The sequence below is a fragment of the Leptolyngbya sp. PL-A3 genome, assembly GCF_039962325.1.
In the GTDB taxonomy this organism is placed as follows: domain Bacteria; phylum Cyanobacteriota; class Cyanobacteriia; order Elainellales; family Elainellaceae; genus Vacuolonema.
On the sequence record NZ_JAMPLB010000061.1, the window covers coordinates 21,765 to 38,579 of the forward strand.

The 16,815-nt window shown below is 51.1% G+C and carries 13 protein-coding genes; 6 read left to right on the forward strand and 7 right to left on the reverse strand.

Annotated elements, in window-relative coordinates:
* The first annotated feature begins 93 nt into the window (after positions 1-93).
* From NDI52_RS27885 to NDI52_RS27895, 3 genes are all read left to right on the forward strand, one after another.
* Positions 94-723 (forward strand): precorrin-8X methylmutase, encoded by a 630-nt coding sequence (locus NDI52_RS27885; RefSeq protein WP_190773651.1) that lies wholly within the window; start codon positions 94-96, stop codon positions 721-723.
* Between the two features lie 1,039 nt (positions 724-1,762).
* The gene (locus NDI52_RS27890) at positions 1,763-3,040 is read left to right on the forward strand and encodes an alpha/beta fold hydrolase (protein ID WP_242035869.1); all 1,278 of its coding nucleotides are present in this window, start codon (positions 1,763-1,765) and stop codon (positions 3,038-3,040) included.
* A 98-nt stretch (positions 3,041-3,138) separates the two neighbouring features.
* Positions 3,139-3,879, forward strand: a complete 741-nt coding sequence (locus tag NDI52_RS27895) for a hypothetical protein (protein ID WP_190773650.1) — start codon at positions 3,139-3,141, stop codon at positions 3,877-3,879.
* A 307-nt stretch (positions 3,880-4,186) separates the two neighbouring features.
* On the opposite strand, the gene NDI52_RS27900 is transcribed toward NDI52_RS27895, so the two are convergent.
* The 3 genes from NDI52_RS27900 to NDI52_RS27910 form a co-directional block, all read right to left on the reverse strand.
* On the reverse strand, positions 4,187-4,885 hold the full coding sequence (locus NDI52_RS27900) for a phosphate ABC transporter permease (RefSeq protein WP_190773649.1): 699 nt from the start codon (positions 4,883-4,885) through the stop codon (positions 4,187-4,189).
* A gap of 658 nt (positions 4,886-5,543) precedes the next feature.
* Positions 5,544-6,203 (reverse strand): class I SAM-dependent methyltransferase, encoded by a 660-nt coding sequence (locus NDI52_RS27905; protein WP_199307922.1) that lies wholly within the window; start codon positions 6,201-6,203, stop codon positions 5,544-5,546.
* Positions 6,204-6,383: 180 nt separating this feature from the next.
* Positions 6,384-6,563 carry a hypothetical protein gene (locus tag NDI52_RS27910; protein WP_190773647.1) on the reverse strand — a complete coding sequence of 60 codons (180 nt, stop codon included), beginning with the start codon at positions 6,561-6,563 and terminating at the stop codon, positions 6,384-6,386.
* A 724-nt stretch (positions 6,564-7,287) separates the two neighbouring features.
* Here NDI52_RS27910 and NDI52_RS27915 point away from each other — a divergent pair.
* Positions 7,288-9,855, forward strand: a complete 2,568-nt coding sequence (locus NDI52_RS27915; protein WP_190773646.1) for a mannose-1-phosphate guanyltransferase — start codon at positions 7,288-7,290, stop codon at positions 9,853-9,855.
* Between the two features lie 225 nt (positions 9,856-10,080).
* The gene (locus tag NDI52_RS27920) at positions 10,081-10,566 is read left to right on the forward strand and encodes a single-stranded DNA-binding protein (protein WP_190773645.1); all 486 of its coding nucleotides are present in this window, start codon (positions 10,081-10,083) and stop codon (positions 10,564-10,566) included.
* Between the two features lie 92 nt (positions 10,567-10,658).
* Here NDI52_RS27920 and NDI52_RS27925 read toward each other — a convergent pair whose 3' ends face one another.
* The 4 genes from NDI52_RS27925 to NDI52_RS27940 form a co-directional block, all read right to left on the reverse strand.
* On the reverse strand, positions 10,659-12,698 hold the full coding sequence (locus NDI52_RS27925; RefSeq protein ID WP_190773644.1) for an N-6 DNA methylase: 2,040 nt from the start codon (positions 12,696-12,698) through the stop codon (positions 10,659-10,661).
* A 284-nt stretch (positions 12,699-12,982) separates the two neighbouring features.
* Positions 12,983-13,660 carry an SOS response-associated peptidase gene (locus tag NDI52_RS27930; RefSeq protein WP_190773643.1) on the reverse strand — a complete coding sequence of 226 codons (678 nt, stop codon included), beginning with the start codon at positions 13,658-13,660 and terminating at the stop codon, positions 12,983-12,985.
* Between the two features lie 30 nt (positions 13,661-13,690).
* Positions 13,691-14,482: an exodeoxyribonuclease III gene (gene xth, locus NDI52_RS27935; RefSeq protein WP_190773642.1), complete on the reverse strand. Its 792-nt coding sequence runs from the start codon at positions 14,480-14,482 to the stop codon at positions 13,691-13,693.
* A 154-nt stretch (positions 14,483-14,636) separates the two neighbouring features.
* Positions 14,637-15,626 (reverse strand): cation diffusion facilitator family transporter, encoded by a 990-nt coding sequence (locus tag NDI52_RS27940; protein WP_190773641.1) that lies wholly within the window; start codon positions 15,624-15,626, stop codon positions 14,637-14,639.
* A gap of 236 nt (positions 15,627-15,862) precedes the next feature.
* Here NDI52_RS27940 and NDI52_RS27945 point away from each other — a divergent pair, with 236 nt between their 5' ends.
* On the forward strand, positions 15,863-16,609 hold the full coding sequence (locus tag NDI52_RS27945) for a DUF554 family protein (protein WP_190773640.1): 747 nt from the start codon (positions 15,863-15,865) through the stop codon (positions 16,607-16,609).
* Positions 16,610-16,815: the final 206 nt, after the last annotated feature.

Consider the following 16,815-nt stretch of genomic DNA (forward strand, 5'->3'; position numbering starts at 1 on the left):
TGTAGAAACTCGCCAGGCTCTGCCTCAAAACTATGTAACATTGAAGGTCAATATGCCTTCATTGACCCATCACCTGAGTACCTGAGTTTTATCATGGAGTGGCACGTCACGGACGCTCAAAGCCTTCAGATCATCGATCGCGAGATTGGAGCCCATACCTTTTCCCCGTCGGAGTACGAAATTGTTCGACGGGTAATTTATGCCACTGCAGATTTTGATTACAAAAACTTGATCCGATTCTCTGACAGTGCCCTTCAAGCGGGTGCTGCTGCTCTTGCAGCCCGTAGCACCATTGTTGTCGACGTTCCTATGGTGCAGGTCGGGATTACGCCGACGACGCAAAGCACCTTTGCAAATCCTGTCTACTGTAGCCTCGATGCCCTAACCCGTCCCCAGAGAGAAAAAGCCCGTGCCGCGTGGGGCATCGAAACCCTGGCACGGCGCTACCCAGAAGCCATTTTCGTAGTAGGGCAGGCGCAAACCGCCCTCACGACCCTGGTGGAACTGATCGAAACGGAAGAAATCAAACCCGCACTCGTGATTGGGACTCCGGCTGGATTTGTTGGTGTGGATGCAGCTTTAGAGCGCCTAACTAACTCTCTCATTCCCCACATTCGAATTGAAGGCCGTAAGGGCAACTCAGTCGTAGCGGCTGCCATTGTCAACGGTCTAGTCGATTTGGCCTGGCAAGCCTATGGGAAGGAAGCGAGTAATGTGCTGTAGGCAGCTGGCCCAAGCAACAACCTTAAACATTCAAAGCCACATCGGATGCCATAAGTCTTAGGAATCTAGCAGTTCACCCTATCAATTTTGACAGGCTGCCAAATTCTGGCAGGTAGGATGTTGCGGTTTCACCTGAGCAATACTCTGGACAGTTTTTCCGAAACCCTTGATTTTGCGTGCGCGAAGCGCACGCAAAATCAAGGGTTTCAGAAAAACTGTCCGAACTAATGCTGAGTTAAAACTGATTATTTCTGAAAAGCTTTACTCCAAAGGCTCTTCAGAAATAATCAGTGCTGTAAACGCAGAATGCTCTGGCGGTTACCACGCACTTGTGTTGAAAGGAGAAGAACCGTGTTGTCCGCTACCTCTCTCCTTTCGGTAAGCGGCCCACCTCAAATCACCATAAAACCTAAGATGCTGTACCGTTCTCTGCACGAGTAGCTCAGCATTTTGGCTCCATATTGAATTATGTCGCCTACTGATCAATCAACGTCGTTATAGCGTTCTTGTTTAGTTTGTAAATGTTGTCTGGAGAAAAGGACAGACGCATTTCACTTCATCTGCCAAAGAATACTAAAGATTGCGATGTAATAGAAAGGCCTATTCCGATCGACCTAAATAGTTGAATGAAAGGAAAGGAAAACTTTGCTTCCCTCTCCCCTTTTGTTACAAGCTTTACAGCTATAGCCGTACTTCTAATACTTTTCTAACTCTCAAGGTTGATTTGAAGAGTGCTTTTCTATCACTTTTAGTTTTTCAACTATAGACAATGGATTATATAAAATGGCAGACAAGCTAGTTACTGAAAGGCCTACTACTAGGGCTCTTCGGAGCTTACCCTGAATGGGTGATCGCCACATATCCCCGCAGGAAGAGGTTATTCAACTGAATTAAGTACAAGATTCTTAATAACAGGGTTATATTTTTTTTCGCATTCACCGAACTCTGTTTTTTTCGCTTCCAAAGAAGTGTTAATTAAGTTCCCTAATTCACTTCTTTTAGCTCTTAACTACGCATCAAAAAGCAAGGCAAGGACATCATGGGCAGCGAGCAGACTGTAGAGATTCTTGGATTTTGGGAATCTCTCAGACGGGACATTGAACAGCTAAATGAAACCTTAGAATCCTATGGAAAAGGTGTAAAAGCTTATCTTGTTTTAGCAGTCACTGCAATTCCCTTTTCCTTGTTTCTTGTGGGTGTTGCGATTGGCCAAAATGAGGCAATGGGCTTTTTCCTATGGGTGCAGGTTGCTTGTTTAGTCGCGGGCTTGCCTTTCGCTGCTGTAGTGACTGAGCGAGGTGAGCTAGAGCAATGGGTCGCTGAGTTGAATAACAACACGAATGAGTTTTCTGATGCTGTTGGGCAGCTCTCTGATATACGGCCAAACACTATCACCATTACCGAAGAAGTCGTTCTAGAACCTTTGGAAGGATGGAAACAACAGCAGAGTTTGACCTGGCAAGGCTGGAATATTCACCATGCGGCTGTGCTGAATGAACAGAGCGAAGTGCCTATGATTCTGATTCATGGCTTTGGTGGGTCAATTGGACACTGGCGGCAAAACATGTCGGTTTTAGGTCAACACCATAGTGTCTATGCAATTGATCTGCTGGGCTTTGGTGCATCGGACAAACCGGATGTTTCCTACTCGCTCGATTTGTGGGCCGAGCAAGTTTATGAGTTTTGGAAATCAGTCGTTAAGGTCCCTGTGGTTCTGGTAGGTAACTCTTTGGGGTCTCTAACCTGTCTGGCACTGGCTTCTAAGTATCCAGAAATGGTGCGTGGGATTGCCATGATTAGCCTGCCTGACACCTCCTTACAACAAGAATCCATTCCGCAGCTGGTGCAGTGGGCGATCGCCAAGATTCACCAGTGCATTCTCTCCCCTGTTATTCTGGAACCCCTCTTTCATGTTCTGCGGCAACCCTGGATCGTGCGCCAATGGGCCAAGGTTGCCTATGCCTGTGGGGAAGCTATCACCGATGAATTGCTAGAGATTCTGCTCAAACCTGCACGAGAAAAGGATTCTGCCCGAGCCTTTTGCGCCATTCTCAAAGCGATTTTGAGCCCCCAATGTCATCTCAACATTCCCGTGATTCTGAGTCAGCTCAAGATTCCATCACTCCTACTGTGGGGCAAGTGCGATCGCATGGTTCCTAGCCAGCTGGCCCGCCGCTATCTGCAATACAACCCCACCTTGAAACTCATTGAATTGGAAGACGCCGGGCACTGTGCTCATGACGAGTGCCCTGAACGGGTTAACGGCGAACTACTGAACTGGATTCGGCAAGAAGTCATGCTAGCCACCGTCTCCTGAAGTTTTCAAACCGGTAACTGTTGCGAGCAGCGCTCGTAAGATTACCACTCTCTTTTCAACGCATCCATCTCGTATCTAAATCACTCTGGAGTACCACCATGGTTGGAATTGTTGTTAGCCCCAATAAGCTAAGCGATCGCACCACTGATGAGCTAAAGCAAGAGGTGCTGGAGTTAATCAACGGTCGAGATGCTGAGCCTCTGAAGGAGAAAGTCGCTTTCTTCAAAGATGTACTGACGCCCTATGCCGAAGAGTTGCAGCGGCGCAATCCATTCCCCGTTCCTGAAGATCAAATTCCAGTGGTATTGGGCGTCTGGTCGCCTGTATGGTCTACCATTCCGTTCCACGATACGCTGCCTGGCCGAGTTCACCACCAGTCGTATCAAATCTTCCGAGAGCATGGTTATTACGCTAATATTGCCCGCTACGCCCCCGGTAACCAGTTCTCGTTCCTTAATCGCTTCTCGGCATTGCTAGCAGCCTATGATTTTATGGTGATGCAATCCTTCGCCGTGGAAGATGGACAGTGGTGCATCAAAAACATCGGAATTGAGCAGGCATTCCGCCGCCGCATTATTCCCCTCACTATTGACCGGGCTGAAGAGTGGTTTGACAACGTCGTCGAAACACGTCTGCAAGAGATTCTAGAGAAGGCTGAGTCTGATGGAGAGTTGGAACTGCAAAAACTAGATTCCAATGCTCGCAAACGTTTTGAAAAGACTTACCGAGCAACTCCGCTGTTTGAGCACGTGTATGTGGATCATGACTTCCGTCTAGTGAAGACCCAGCGGGAAGCCAAGCAGCGTCCCTCTTACACCATTGCAGTTCGCCGCCGATAGGCACAGACTGCAGTCCTATAGCGCTGTGCACGTTGATTAAGTAAGGTGGTGTGGGGCACTTCGTGCCCCACACCACCATTGCTATGCTTAACGCACTTGCACATTGCTATAAGCACTTACATGAGGCCCAAAGACAAGGGTTGGAGTGAAACTCCAACCCTTGCTTCTATAGTGCTGTACGCTCAGAATCAGACTACGTCAGGCTATACCCAAATACTCGACGGCTTAATCCTATATTTGAAAGAGGGTGAGTGCTTCGCACCCACTCTCTTTCAAAGGGGTTGATTTCGGTCACGTAGGACTAGCATCAGCGGCGACTTTGGCTACGGCGACGACGGCGGGGCGGTGGCGGTGGTGGTGCGTACTCCTGATCGAGACGATGGCTGACTTCAACGAACATGTCACGCCGGACATAAGGATAATCGCTAACCCACAAACTGTAATCCGACAGATAAACATCTGACACCATCTCAATACGGCTCAGGTCAGGGCGGTAGGACACTACAAGCAGTTCAGCGCGATCGCCCGGTCGAATAGCTCGATGCGCCTGTTGTAGAGGGACCTGCAAAAAGGTTGTAAACCCCTCCTCATCTCCAATTTCTAAATTGAGCCGCCGTTCTCGGTTCTCGATAACAACCAACTCCCCCCGTTTGTTCACTGTCTCCTCAGTACCAATCACTTCCTCGCTTGGGAAAGCATCCAGCACCTCTCCTTGCAAAAATCCTGCGTAGGGATAACGGCGTATCTCAGCATTGCGACGGCTGGCCCAGTAGATAGGACTCCAGAGCCAATAGAGGCCCGTCGTAATTCCCAACAAAAACTCCAAAATGGCAAAGCTTTCAGGTAGGATGGCCCGGAAAAAAAATGCCACCAGTAACCCCACCACGGAAATGAGTAAGCGTCTCAGGAAGTCTGGTAGTTTCCCGGATGCGTAGCGATATTGCTCTCCTGTAGCGAAACGGGGAACGAGTTCCTCAAATTTAGCGCGGGTTAGCGGAATTAGCATAGGATTAGGGTAAAAAGCGCATTAGCACGTCCTTTGAGACTAACACTCCAAAACGTCCTCGCCAAATGGTAGAGCCACTCATCAGCAATTCTCAGTATGGGCATCAAAGCCAAGAGTTCATGCCCGTAGGGCATGAACTCTTGGCTTTGATGCCCAAAAACCGTGAGCCAAAGGCTCGCGGTTTTTGGGCCTGATTTCAAAATAAGAATTGCTGGCCACTCATCCTGATTAACGCTTAGATTTGTCACTAGCCGTAACAGGAAGACTCCAGCTTGAGTTTGCTGAAATAGTGGAGACTACGGGAATCACGGAGTGGGTTCAGGGATTGCTGGAGGTAAAAGTTACAAATTCCGTATATGTCTGGACGTGAAAAAGCTGCTAAACCATGCACAATGAGATCACTTCTGGAGAACGCATTCAGAAAGGTCGTGAAGACTAGGGGGCAATCAAGTCGATCGGCTTTTCTGGTTAGGAAAGCGTCCTTACAGGTGAAATGTCTGACCTTTGGGGGCTTATGAGGTCAGACATTTTTCTTTTTAAACCAACTGAATAAAGGTCTGATTCAAACCAAAAGAGTAGGGCTAAGCCCTACTCTTTTGGTTTGAACTTCAGAGTTTAACCTGGGACAGGTGCAGGGTGCACGTTCAGCACTGACAGGCTACCGGCGGAATCGCACCTTAAACAATCGAAAGATTTCTCCCGGCCGCTGCTTTAGCACCTCGGCATTCTGGCTTTCCAACAGTTGCCGCCAATGGTTCTGGCTTTCTAGAAAAACCTCGGCTCCCAGATAGGTTTCCAAAATAGCCCAGTTCTCAGCTGTGGGTAGTTCTGTATCCACCACATCAAACACAAACAGACCATCGGGTTTCAGAACCCGTCGCACTTCTGCCAGCACGGCCGACCAGTAGTCCAGAGGGTAGTAGCAACTGAAGCCAGTGGCGATCGCCAGATCAAACTGGTCCCCCTCGTACTGCAACTCGTGCGCTCCCCCCAGCTTCACCCCCTTAAACAGCTTGGAGTTGAGCTGAGGGCCACGGGAGTTAAGAGTTTCACAAGCAAATGTGCTGATGTCCTGCCCGAAGAAGAGAGACTGCCAGTCACGCCAGGGGTAAATCAGGAAACTCACCCCGCAACCAATATCAAGACAGCGTTGTTGCTTGCGAGGTTGAGCCAACTCCCAGAAAGGCGATACGGTTTTATCTGCCAATAACCCAGCTTTCCATTCCTGGTAAACGGGCATCTCTTTGACCTCGTCAGGCACCTCAAAGGGGTGACGCTGATATTCTCGGTTGAACCGTTGGGCGATCGCCGCCATCATCGGTTGCCAACCATCGGTCCGGTGATGCTTCGCTTGGGCATTCGCTAGAAAGTTTGTCAAATTTTGAGAGGCTGAAGAACGGTCAGACGAGCTAGACATGGGGAGGCTCGGCAAAAAACAGAGGATTGAACGATAAACACCAGAAATAGTTAATGATTGGGGCGCTAAGCCCCACAATCATTAACCTTTTAGAGCCCGAGTAAAGTTTTGCCGGTAGGACGGGTTAAAAATAAACACAGGCCAACACAAAGTCAGCATTAAACGATTCTGGCTAAAGTTGGTGCGATTGAAGCCTTTCCAAAATTTGTACATTCCGCCGCTATAGACTCCCAGGACGAGAATAGTAATAAGTACTGCCACAATTCATCTCCTTAATTCAGGGATAACCCATGAAAATGTCTCTACCCCTCAGTGTAAAGGAGGGCTCTCAAAATGGTCTTTCGTCAACCGATTCTGTAACTCCGATGTAACGTTCCTGCAGCATTTTCCAATCAAGTCAGCTACAGCAGTCGAAAGATTGCTTATGCAGCAATTCTCATTTTGGAATCCAACCCGAAAATAGCCCGCCTTCGGCGGGCTATTTTCGGGCTTCAAAGCTGAGAATTGCTGTTGCTTATGGCAAAGACTTGAGGGTGGGAACATTGCATGCTAAGGTTCCTACTCTCAGTCTTTGCCATAATTGCTATATGGGCTATATGGGAAGGGACTGCGGGAGATCTCACACTCCCCTCCCACACCTCATTGGATGGGAAAGGAATGTAAGGGCGTAGACGTTATTTCTGGCACGTTCAACTTGGCACAAATAACACCCTGCATCATTCTGTATCTGTAGATTTTGATTTCAAAGCTACAAAATTGATGCATGGAACCATTTGCCATGCAAAAAAAAATTACAACCCTGTCGAGATCGGGGATTTCTGTCACAGTTGAAGTAGATTCACGGGTCGACCTGTGGCGTAGCCATTCCCCTTCTCGAATGGCTAGATTGGAACAAGAACCAGGGATTTTCCGATTGAGAACATCCCTCTTTTTAAGGTGTATGCAGCGTGATAGTTGAACCAAACACAGGCAAAGGGGAGGGCGTATGCGAGCAGTGCTAATGGCCGGAGGGTCGGGGACGCGGCTAAGACCCTTGACCTGTGACCTGCCCAAGCCGATGGTGCCGATTCTCAATCGCCCCATTGCTCAACACATTATCGATCTGCTGAAACGTCACCATATCACCGAAATCATTGCAACGCTGCACTATCTACCTGACGTGATGCGTGACTACTTTCACGATGGGGCAGAATTTGGCGTGCAGCTGACCTATGCCGTGGAGGAGGAACAACCTCTGGGTACGGCAGGTTGTGTTCGCAACGTTGCGGAGTTATTGGATGAGACGTTTCTAGTCATTAGTGGCGACAGCATTACCGATATTAATCTGACTGACGCCATCCGCTTCCATCGGGAAAAGGGCGGGAAAGCTACCCTGGTGCTGGCCTCTGTGCCGAACCCGCTAGATTTCGGCGTTGTGATTATGGATGAGCAACAGCGCATCCGTCGCTTCCTTGAAAAACCTTCTAGCAGCGAAATCTTCTCTGACACGGTGAATACAGGCACCTACATTCTGGAAGCGGATGTCCTGTCTCTACTACTGCCCAATCGGGAAGCCGACTTTTCCAAGGATCTCTTTCCACTGATGCTGGAGAAGAACATGCCCATCTATGGCTATGTAGCCAATGGGTATTGGTGCGATGTGGGTCACCTGGATGCCTACCGTGATGCCCAGTATGCGGCCCTGCAACGCAAGGTGAAGCTAGATGTGGCCTACGAGGAGCGATCGCCCGGCCTCTGGATTGGACAAAACACCTATATTGACCCTAGCGTACGGATCTCGGCTCCGGCCCTGATCGGCAGTAATTGCCGGATTGGCCCCCGAGTCGAAATCGAAGCAGGCACCGTCATTGGTGACAACGTCACGATTGGCAGCGATGCCGACCTGAAGCGGCCCATCATCTGGAATGGGGGCACCATTGGCGATGAAGCCCACTTGAGAGCCTGTGTGGCAGCACGAGGCACACGCATCGATCGGCGCGCCCATGTATTGGAAGGGGCGATCGTTGGCTCTCTCTCCGTGGTGGGAGAGGAATCTGTCATCAACCCGGATGTGCGAATTTGGCCGAGCAAACGCATTGATCCGGGGGCCATCGTCAACATGAACCTGATTTGGGGCCATGCGGCCCACCGTAACCTATTTGGGCAACGGGGTGTTTCGGGTTTGGCCAATGTGGACATCACCCCCGAATTTGCTGTGCGCCTGGGAGCGGCCTTTGGCTCAACTCTCAAGCCCGGCTCTTATGTCAGTGTGTCACGCGACCAGCGTAATATTTCGCGTATGGTGTCGCGATCGCTCATTTCGGGCCTGATGTCTGTGGGCGTCCATATCTACAATCTGGAAGCCACTGCTATCCCAGTCGCTCGAACTGTGGCTCCTTCCCGAGGTGTGGCTGGCGGTATCCACGTCCGGGTACACCCTGAGCGCTCTGACCACATCTTGATCGAGTTTTTCGACTCTAAAGGGATAAACCTAACCAAATCCCGCGAGAAGAAGATTGAAGGCGCTTTCTTCAAAGAAGACTTCCGGCGGGCTCAGGTGCAGGAAATTGGCAACATTACCTACGTGACCCAGGCCAACGAAATCTACTGCACCAGCTTTGAACGTCTGCTGCATGTTGATGCGATTCGTCATAGCAGCCCGAAACTTGTCATCGACTACGCCTATGCGGTGTCGGGAGCTGTGTTGCCCCAGATGCTGGCCAAGTTCGGCTGCGATGCTGTAGTGTTAAACGCTAGTCTCACTCCAACGGCCCCAACAATGGCTGACCGTGAGGCCCTGTTGAGCCAGTTGGGCCATGTCGTCGAAGCCCTCAAAGCAACCTTTGGCGTGCAGGTATCTGCCAATGGTGAACAACTGGTGCTGGTCGATGAATCGGGCAGCCCCATCCGTGGCGAAGTACTAACAGCCTTAATGGTTCACATGATCTTGGCCCAGCATACGGGTGGAACCGTGGTAGTACCCGTCAACGCTGCCAGTGCTGTCGAGCATATTGCTCGTCGCCACGGAGGCCACGTGGTTCGCACCAAGGCCAACCCCACCGCCTTAATGGAGGCCTGTCATACCATTCCTGGCGTCGTGCTAGGCGGCAGTGGCGAAATGGGCTTCATTTTACCCCAACTGCACCCTGGCTTTGATGCCATGTTCTGCATCGCAAAGCTGGTGGAAATGCTCTCGTTACAAGAGCAGCCACCCTATCGTCACGATCGCCGCACCCTCGCTCAAATTCGGACAGAGTTGCCTCGGGTTTGCCATCGAGCACTGACGGTGCGATGCCCCTGGACCGTCAAGGGCGGCCTGATGCGGCATCTGGTAGAAACCCACAATACAGAATCCCTGGAATTGATTGACGGGGTGAAAATTTTCAGCCCTGCCCGGGATAGCTGGATTCTGATTCTGCCCGATGCGGGCGAACCTCTGGTGCATCTTTACGCCGACAGCCACGATCGCGGCTGGGTCGATGAGACCTTGCGGGAGTACCGCAGCTTTGTTCAGGAGTTTGTCGAGCAGGAGTTAGGGCTGGAGGATATAGCTCTAGCAGCGGATTTTGCTTGAGATATCCCCCTACGTAGGGCATTCGCGGTAGAGTCCTGTACATTGGAGTACTGGGTTGTCCCAGCCTCCAGAGGTGGGCTTTACCGTTCCTGCGGAAAGTGCCCAATGGTTTGCCGACAAATTTTGATTTAGAGTAAACCCAACCCCCTGTTAGTATAGAACTGGATGGTTCATGCGTACTATTATTTTTGAACGCGCCATCCCCAGCAGCCAGGAGACAGTCAGATGAACAGTTTTATTGTGATGGCCGAGATCGTTCAGGATCCGCAGCTACGATATACCTCCGACACCCAAACACCCATCGCTGAGATGATGGTACAGTTCCCAGGAATTCGTGAGGAAGACCGACCGGCTGTAGTAAAGGTAGTGGGCTGGGGCAATCTCGCTCAGGAAATTCAAGATCAATATCGGGTAGGCGATCGCGTCATTATTGAAGGCCGCCTTGGCATGAACTCCGTTGATCGCCCTGAAGGCTTCAAGGAAAAGCGGGCCGAGTTGACAGCAGCCCGTATCCACAAAGTAACTGCTGAAGGTGGCCTCACCAGCAGTACTGTTGCACAGCCTGCTGCTGCTGCCCCTCGCACCGCTGAGGCTCCCGCCCCTCGGGCTACTACTGCCCCTCGTACCGCAGCTCCCGCTGCCAAGAGCAAACCCGCCCCACAACCTGTAGCAGCGGCTAACGACATCGACTACGACGACATCCCGTTTTAAGGCAAATTCAGTCAGTCGCAGGTTCCCATAGGGTTAAGGAGACCGAGTGTTGAACACTCAGCCTCCTCAACTCTATGGGAACCTGCGAACGTTTAGCCATGGGTGGCTACTGCTTGAATATCGTCAGTGTTAAGACCGTAAATCTGATAAACAAGCGCATCAATTTCGGCCTCAACGGCCTGCAACTCAGCAGGGCTACCAGGCAAATGCTGAGCCAGGGCGATTCGTTGCCGTACCAGGTTTGTCAGGCGATCGCCCAACTTCCCCTCAGGTAATCGGATGGGAATCTGTCGCACTTGAGCTGCGCCCACCCGCAAGTACCCGCCCTGGAGACGATGCCCGCCAAAGGTTTGCTGAAACCAGACATGGATTAGCTGACTATTGAGCAAGCCCAACAACCAGTAAGGGTTGAGGCGCGGCAGAATAACCGTTGTAGACTTACCTGCCAAAATGCCCCCCGTCTCATCCAGAAAGGCTTCCAGGTGGCGAGTCATGCTGGCGACCAGAATCTTCGGTTGTTGAGCCTGGTATAACCGTCGAGATGGCAGTTGCTCCCAGAATGCCGCAGGAATAACCGGACGATTATAAGTAGTACCCAAATAACGTAGAGGCTTTTTGCCCCAGAGCATATGGTAGCGGTCGAGAGTGCCACTGTTCACGAACGAAAAGCCGGGTTCTCCCTCCTGAGCTTCCTGGACAAGGGATTGAATGGCATAGGCTTCAGCAACGGTGGCAGCATCCGTCACAGTGGCCCATTGGCTAAGAGGACTGAGGTCTTGCAAGGAGGCGATCGCCTTCTGCTGCCCCGTACTCTGAAACACCTGCCAGGGGCGATCGCCCCGCTGAAATGTCGAGTACGCTAGCCAGGTCTGTCGTTCTATACGCTCTAAACTAGCCATGTGTTCATAGCATAGAGGCGTTGTGGTGGTCTTAGGAGGTATATGTTGAACCCGGTAAGTAATGGGATATACCGCTGCCGAAAACAGCGGGATGCGGGAGTAGTCGCGTATGTGAACTAGGCGATTTTCAGTAGCTAAGAGCGATCGCACCGCTGCCCCATAGGGCACCGACAGGAGTTTGTTTGGCACGATAAAGCTGTGCCACCCCCCAACACGACATAATGACAGCGCCCGTTCAATAAAGACACAGAACAAATCCCAATTACCCTTGGCAGTACGATAATGTTCTGTGCAATACCGGCGTAGTAGGGTCTGATGACGAGTCATTCCCTCCGCATCCAGGTAAGGTGGGTTACCGATTACTCCATCAAATCCACCCCGGTCCAAGATGACCGAAAAGCGCCTTTGCCAATACTGCCCCTTTAAGCGATAGGCCCTGGAGGAACCGTCAAGTTCCACCAGGCTATTACCACAGTGAATGGATTGTCGTAAATCCGGGGCTGCCAGGCCAGAACCCCAGCCTCCCTGCCGCAACTTCAGTAGCAGGGAAAGCCGTGTGACGGCTACCGCTAGAGGGTCCCAATCAATGCCAAAAATATGTTGCTCTAGAAACCGGCAACGCTCTACATCATCGAGTGGCCCTTCGCGTTGCAGCAGTTGCTCATAGGCTGCCAGCAAAAAGGCACCTCCTCCACAAGCCGGATCGAGAATCGTAGCCCCTTTATCAGGCAAAGGTTCTAAGATCTGGTGCACCATCGAGCAGGTCAACTTCCAGGGGGTAAAGTAAGCTCCCTGAATCTTACGGGCTTGGGCTCCCTCGTTCCCAATCGCCATCAGCAGTTCGTAAGCTGTGCCCAATTCTTCAATCAAAATAGGGGCAGTCTTCAGTTTTCGATGCAGTTCCTCCATAGCAGCAACCGAGAGAGGAAGGGATACTGGCAAGTGTTTTAGCGGAAAACCCAGATGATAGCGTTGGTTCAGGCTGTGCAATAGCGATCGCACCTTCCCGCAGAGCCTGTCACCCCGGTCTGATTCTGCTTCCCAGATCTCCAGTACCGATGAATCCAGTAGCCCCCCATCCACACAGAGGGGCAGGCTCATCATCACCAGGGCCAATAGACATAGCCCTCGCTCAAGCCGAACAGGAGGAATTTCAGGCGCGGCCTCTTGGAGCTGAGGGGCGATCGCCCGATACCAATGCTGAATTGCTTTTAGCGATTGCGGTAATGCCAATTCCCTAATGTCTTCTCACCCAGAGTGTAGGATTATGTGTCATTTGTAATTCGGTTTTCATGAATTGGCACAACGCATTTTGCCCCAGTAGACTTTGCAGCTGTTAAATGCAGTGCGCCCAAAAGCTGCAAAAGGAATCAGGGCATATGTATTTTTGTTAGGTGCGTGAAACACATCTAACAAAAACACATATGCCCTGTTCATACTCAGGTTTGATGCCTTCAAAATATTAGGGGTGAACGTATGAGCGGTCCCTACACGTTCACCCCTAAATTTACGAGGTTTTACTTGGAATTCAATACCAGCAATTCAGGACTATCATTTCGGGGGCTATTGACCTCAGGGCCAACCGGAAATTCTGCCATCGCATCATCTGCGTAGGGGCGTAGCAAGGATAACAAAATATCCTCTTTCTGGTTGGGTTGAAGCCATGCCTCGTAAGCATCAGAAGGCAAAATAACAGGCATCCGCTCATGAATGGGACGTAGAGCCTCGTTGGCTTCGGTGGTGAGGATAGTACAGGAGCGAATCACATCGCCATCAGGGGACTCCCAATGTTCCCAGAGCCCCGCAAAGGCAAAGGGCGATCGCTCTCCCTCCCCATCGGGTAGGTAGAAGAAGTGAGCTTGCTTGCTCCCGTTAGTGCGCTGCCATTCGTAAAAGCCGTCGGCCACTACCAAACATCGCCGCTTACGAAACGCCGTGCGGAAGGAAGGTTTTTCGGTGACGGTCTCAGAACGAGCATTGATCATCCGACTTCCCATCTTTGGGTCTTTTGACCAGGAAGGAATCAGTCCCCAATACAACTGGGCGAACTGCCGCTCTTGTGATGAACCTAGAACAACAGGCACATCTTGAGTCGGGGCAATATTGTAACGGGCTGGCAAGGTTGGTACCGTCTCCAACCCAAACTGACGGGCAATCTTTTCTGCGGGTTGGCTCTGGGTGAATCGACCACACATAGTTCGGTATCCGAGAAGGGGCGTCCGGCCTCAGCCCTCGGCTAATTCCACAATAACGGGGGCATGATCGCTCGGTTTCTCCAGTTTACGAGGTGTCTTATCGATAGTGCAGGCGATCGCTCGTTCATACACCGTTGGAGAGAGATAGTGCAAATCAATTCGCCAGCCCAAGTTCCGCCGGAAGGCCGCAGCCCGATAATCCCACCAGCTAAACTGTCCATCCTCCTGATTAAATTTACGGAAGGCATCATCAAAACCCAGATCTAAGACAGCCTGAAGTGCTTGCCGTTCAGCATCCGTTGCCATCACTTCCTTTTCGCGCCCCTTCGGGTCGTGAATATCTCGATCTTCTGGAGCAATGTTGAAGTCACCGCAAACCAGCACTTGAGGTGTTTGCGCTAAAAGACCGGCCAGATATTGTTGCAAAACGCCCAACCAACGGAGCTTGTAAGCATATTTATCACTGCTGACAGAAGAGCCATTGGGAACGTACAGATTAACAATCCGCACTCCCCGACAGGTACCCGCGATGACCCGTTTTTGTTCTTCCAGGTCAGCGTCGACGGAGGGCAAGATGGCTCCAAAGCCTGTGGCCACATCTTCTAAAGGTTCCCGGCTGAGGAGTGCCACTCCGTTGTACGATTTCTGGCCGTAGATATAGCTGTGATATCCCAAATCAGTAAACGGAGCCAGTGGAAAGTCTGCATCCACGACTTTTGTTTCTTGCAGACATAGCACATCAACCGGGTTGTCCGTCAGCCACTGCGTGACGTGAGCGAGTCGAGTGCGGACAGAGTTGACATTCCAGGTGGCAATTTTCATAGCAGCCGTTCTTCAAGGGTTCGTGCAGGGAAAAAGGCGGTTCCACGGGAGACCTTCAACCCGTTCTCTAGAATAGGCGATCGCGATTCCCCTAAACTCACAGTTCCCTACGCACAAATGGCTGAGTAGCATCGAATTATAGAATATAGCCCATCTATAGACGATCCTCAGATGGGGGAGCAACCACCAATGCAGCCAAGGAGGGTGGTTGCGACAAATTGATTGGGGCCGTCAGAACCGGAGCCATCAATTGCAGGCAAATATCGGTAAAGCCAAACTGTTCCTGCAATGCAGATTGCAATTGCAATAGAAGGCGATCGCGATCGGCTCCGTGCAGTAGGTTCACGACCAAATAAGCGTTGAGGTTATCATGGCCAGGGGCGATCGCCCACACCCGCAGCTTCTCCACCCGTAACACCCCCTCCTGACTGAGCAAAAAAGTCTCCAGTTCATCCAGGTCACGATAGGCCGGAGTTTGCTCAAGTAAAATGCTCAGACTGTCTCGAATTAAGGGGATAGCACCAAAACCAATGAGCACCGCGACCCCCAAACTAATTACCCCATCCGCCCAATTCCACTGAAACGCCCAAACCGCCAGTGCTGCCAGCATGACTCCCACAGCACTCAGGGCATCGGCCACCATGTGGAGAAAGGCTCCCCGCAAATTCAAATCGTGATGACTATGGTCATGGAGCAAGGTTGCATTCAGGGCACTCACTGCAAACCCTGCTATGGCCGTAATCAACATGGGAATACCCAGAATGTCGACTGCGGGACTTTGTAGCCGCTCAATCGCCTCCCAGGCGACCCAGAGGGCGATCGCGACCAACCCCAAGCCCTGCACCAATGCCGCCAGAATTTCCAAACGGCCATACCCAAAGGGAGCTCGTTCTGAGGCAGGCTTACGGGCCAGCACCGTTGCCAGTAAAGCCACTCCTAGAGCCATTCCATCAGAAAGTAAGTGCCCTGCTTCGGCTAACAGCGCCAGGCTATGGCTACTCACGCTGACTGCAAACTCAACTACTGAAAACCCACACAGCAAAAGTAACGCGGTCCAGAGTAATCGCTGTTTGGTCGCTGAGTCCGCTTTGACACGGCAGTGCCGAGGGTCACAGCTGCGGTGAGTTGTTAGCAACATGGTCATGGGAAAGCCAATGAATCGAAACCTGTATCTATTCTCTAGTCTCTGAGCCTTCGGACGCAAAAAGAGAGATCGAGTTCCACCGCGCTTTCCAGCACCGTCCGCTGCAACAGGACTGACTTATGACTGGCGATCGCCCCCTCTTCTCGCCAACATGGCCTCGTAGCCTGATCGGAGGAATCGTGCTTCTCTACAACCTGATATGATGCCCTTCGCACTATTCACAACTCATTAATTGCGTGACTTTTGATCTGTGGGCAAAGACTAGCGGCACCTGGATTAACATTTTTACGATTTGCTTGGGGACTTTGGTGGGAGTTGTATTGCGCGATCGCCTTCCACTTCCCATGCAACGCATTATCACTCAGGGCTTAGGGCTAACCACCCTGTTCATTGGTGTTCAAATGGCTCAAAGCCTGACTCGCTCCAGTGCTGGGGTTGTCGATGGCGTCATTCTTGGTCTGATGACTCTGGTGTTAGGAGGGCTTCTAGGAGAATGGCTGCAGCTTGAGGATAAACTGACCGTTCTAGGTAATTGGTTGAAATATCGCTTTAAGGGTCAGGGAAAGTTTACAGAAGGTTTTGTAGCAGCCAGTCTCCTATTTTGTGTTGGCCCCTTAGCGTTATTGGGTAGCCTCAACAACGGTCTGCTGCAAGATAACACTTTGCTGGTGCTAAAGGCGGCCATGGATGGTCTGGCCTCCATTGCCCTTACGAGCAGTTATGGAATCGGCGTAGGCTTTTCCAGTCTTTCAATTTTGGTGTATCAGGGAGGCCTGTCCCTGGCCGCTGGAGGGCTAGCGCAGTCGCTGCCCGACCCAGCTAGCTCTCCACCCGTTTTGTTGATGACAGGAGTTGGAGGGCTGATGATTCTCTCTATCGGTCTAAACCTATTAGAGATTAGTAAAATTCGGGTGGCATCTTTTTTACCTGCTCCCCTTATTGCCCCATTGGTCTATCAATTAGCCTTGCTTCTGAGCCCTTAGGTACGTTGTTAGAAAGTAATGGAAAGCCTATTCAAATGGCAGCAACATGCCGCAGCTTGATGTGGGCGAAGATACGAAATTTGCGTAACATCTCACTCGTTCAATCAGTTGTAAGGAGGTTTCTGCATAAGAATTTACCCAGAATGTTGGTGCTTTGCCCGCGAAGCGGGCAAAGCACCAACATTCTGGGGGTAATTTCATTAAAG

Bases quoted from the DNA above. Each gene is read 5' to 3' on its own strand.
- NDI52_RS27930 (WP_190773643.1), bottom strand. From the start codon at position 13,660: ATGTGTGGTCGATTCACCCAGAGCCAACCCGCAGAAAAGATTGCCCGT.
- NDI52_RS27905 (WP_199307922.1), bottom strand. From the start codon at position 6,203: ATGATGGCGGCGATCGCCCAACGGTTCAACCGAGAATATCAGCGTCAC.
- NDI52_RS27890 (WP_242035869.1), top strand. From the start codon at position 1,763: ATGGGCAGCGAGCAGACTGTAGAGATTCTTGGATTTTGGGAATCTCTC.
- NDI52_RS27940 (WP_190773641.1), bottom strand. From the start codon at position 15,626: ATGACCATGTTGCTAACAACTCACCGCAGCTGTGACCCTCGGCACTGC.
- NDI52_RS27900 (WP_190773649.1), bottom strand. From the start codon at position 4,885: ATGCTAATTCCGCTAACCCGCGCTAAATTTGAGGAACTCGTTCCCCGT.
- xth (WP_190773642.1), bottom strand. From the start codon at position 14,482: ATGAAAATTGCCACCTGGAATGTCAACTCTGTCCGCACTCGACTCGCT.
- NDI52_RS27915 (WP_190773646.1), top strand. From the start codon at position 7,288: ATGCGAGCAGTGCTAATGGCCGGAGGGTCGGGGACGCGGCTAAGACCC.
- NDI52_RS27920 (WP_190773645.1), top strand. From the start codon at position 10,081: ATGAACAGTTTTATTGTGATGGCCGAGATCGTTCAGGATCCGCAGCTA.
- NDI52_RS27885 (WP_190773651.1), top strand. From the start codon at position 94: ATGGAGTGGCACGTCACGGACGCTCAAAGCCTTCAGATCATCGATCGC.
- NDI52_RS27895 (WP_190773650.1), top strand. From the start codon at position 3,139: ATGGTTGGAATTGTTGTTAGCCCCAATAAGCTAAGCGATCGCACCACT.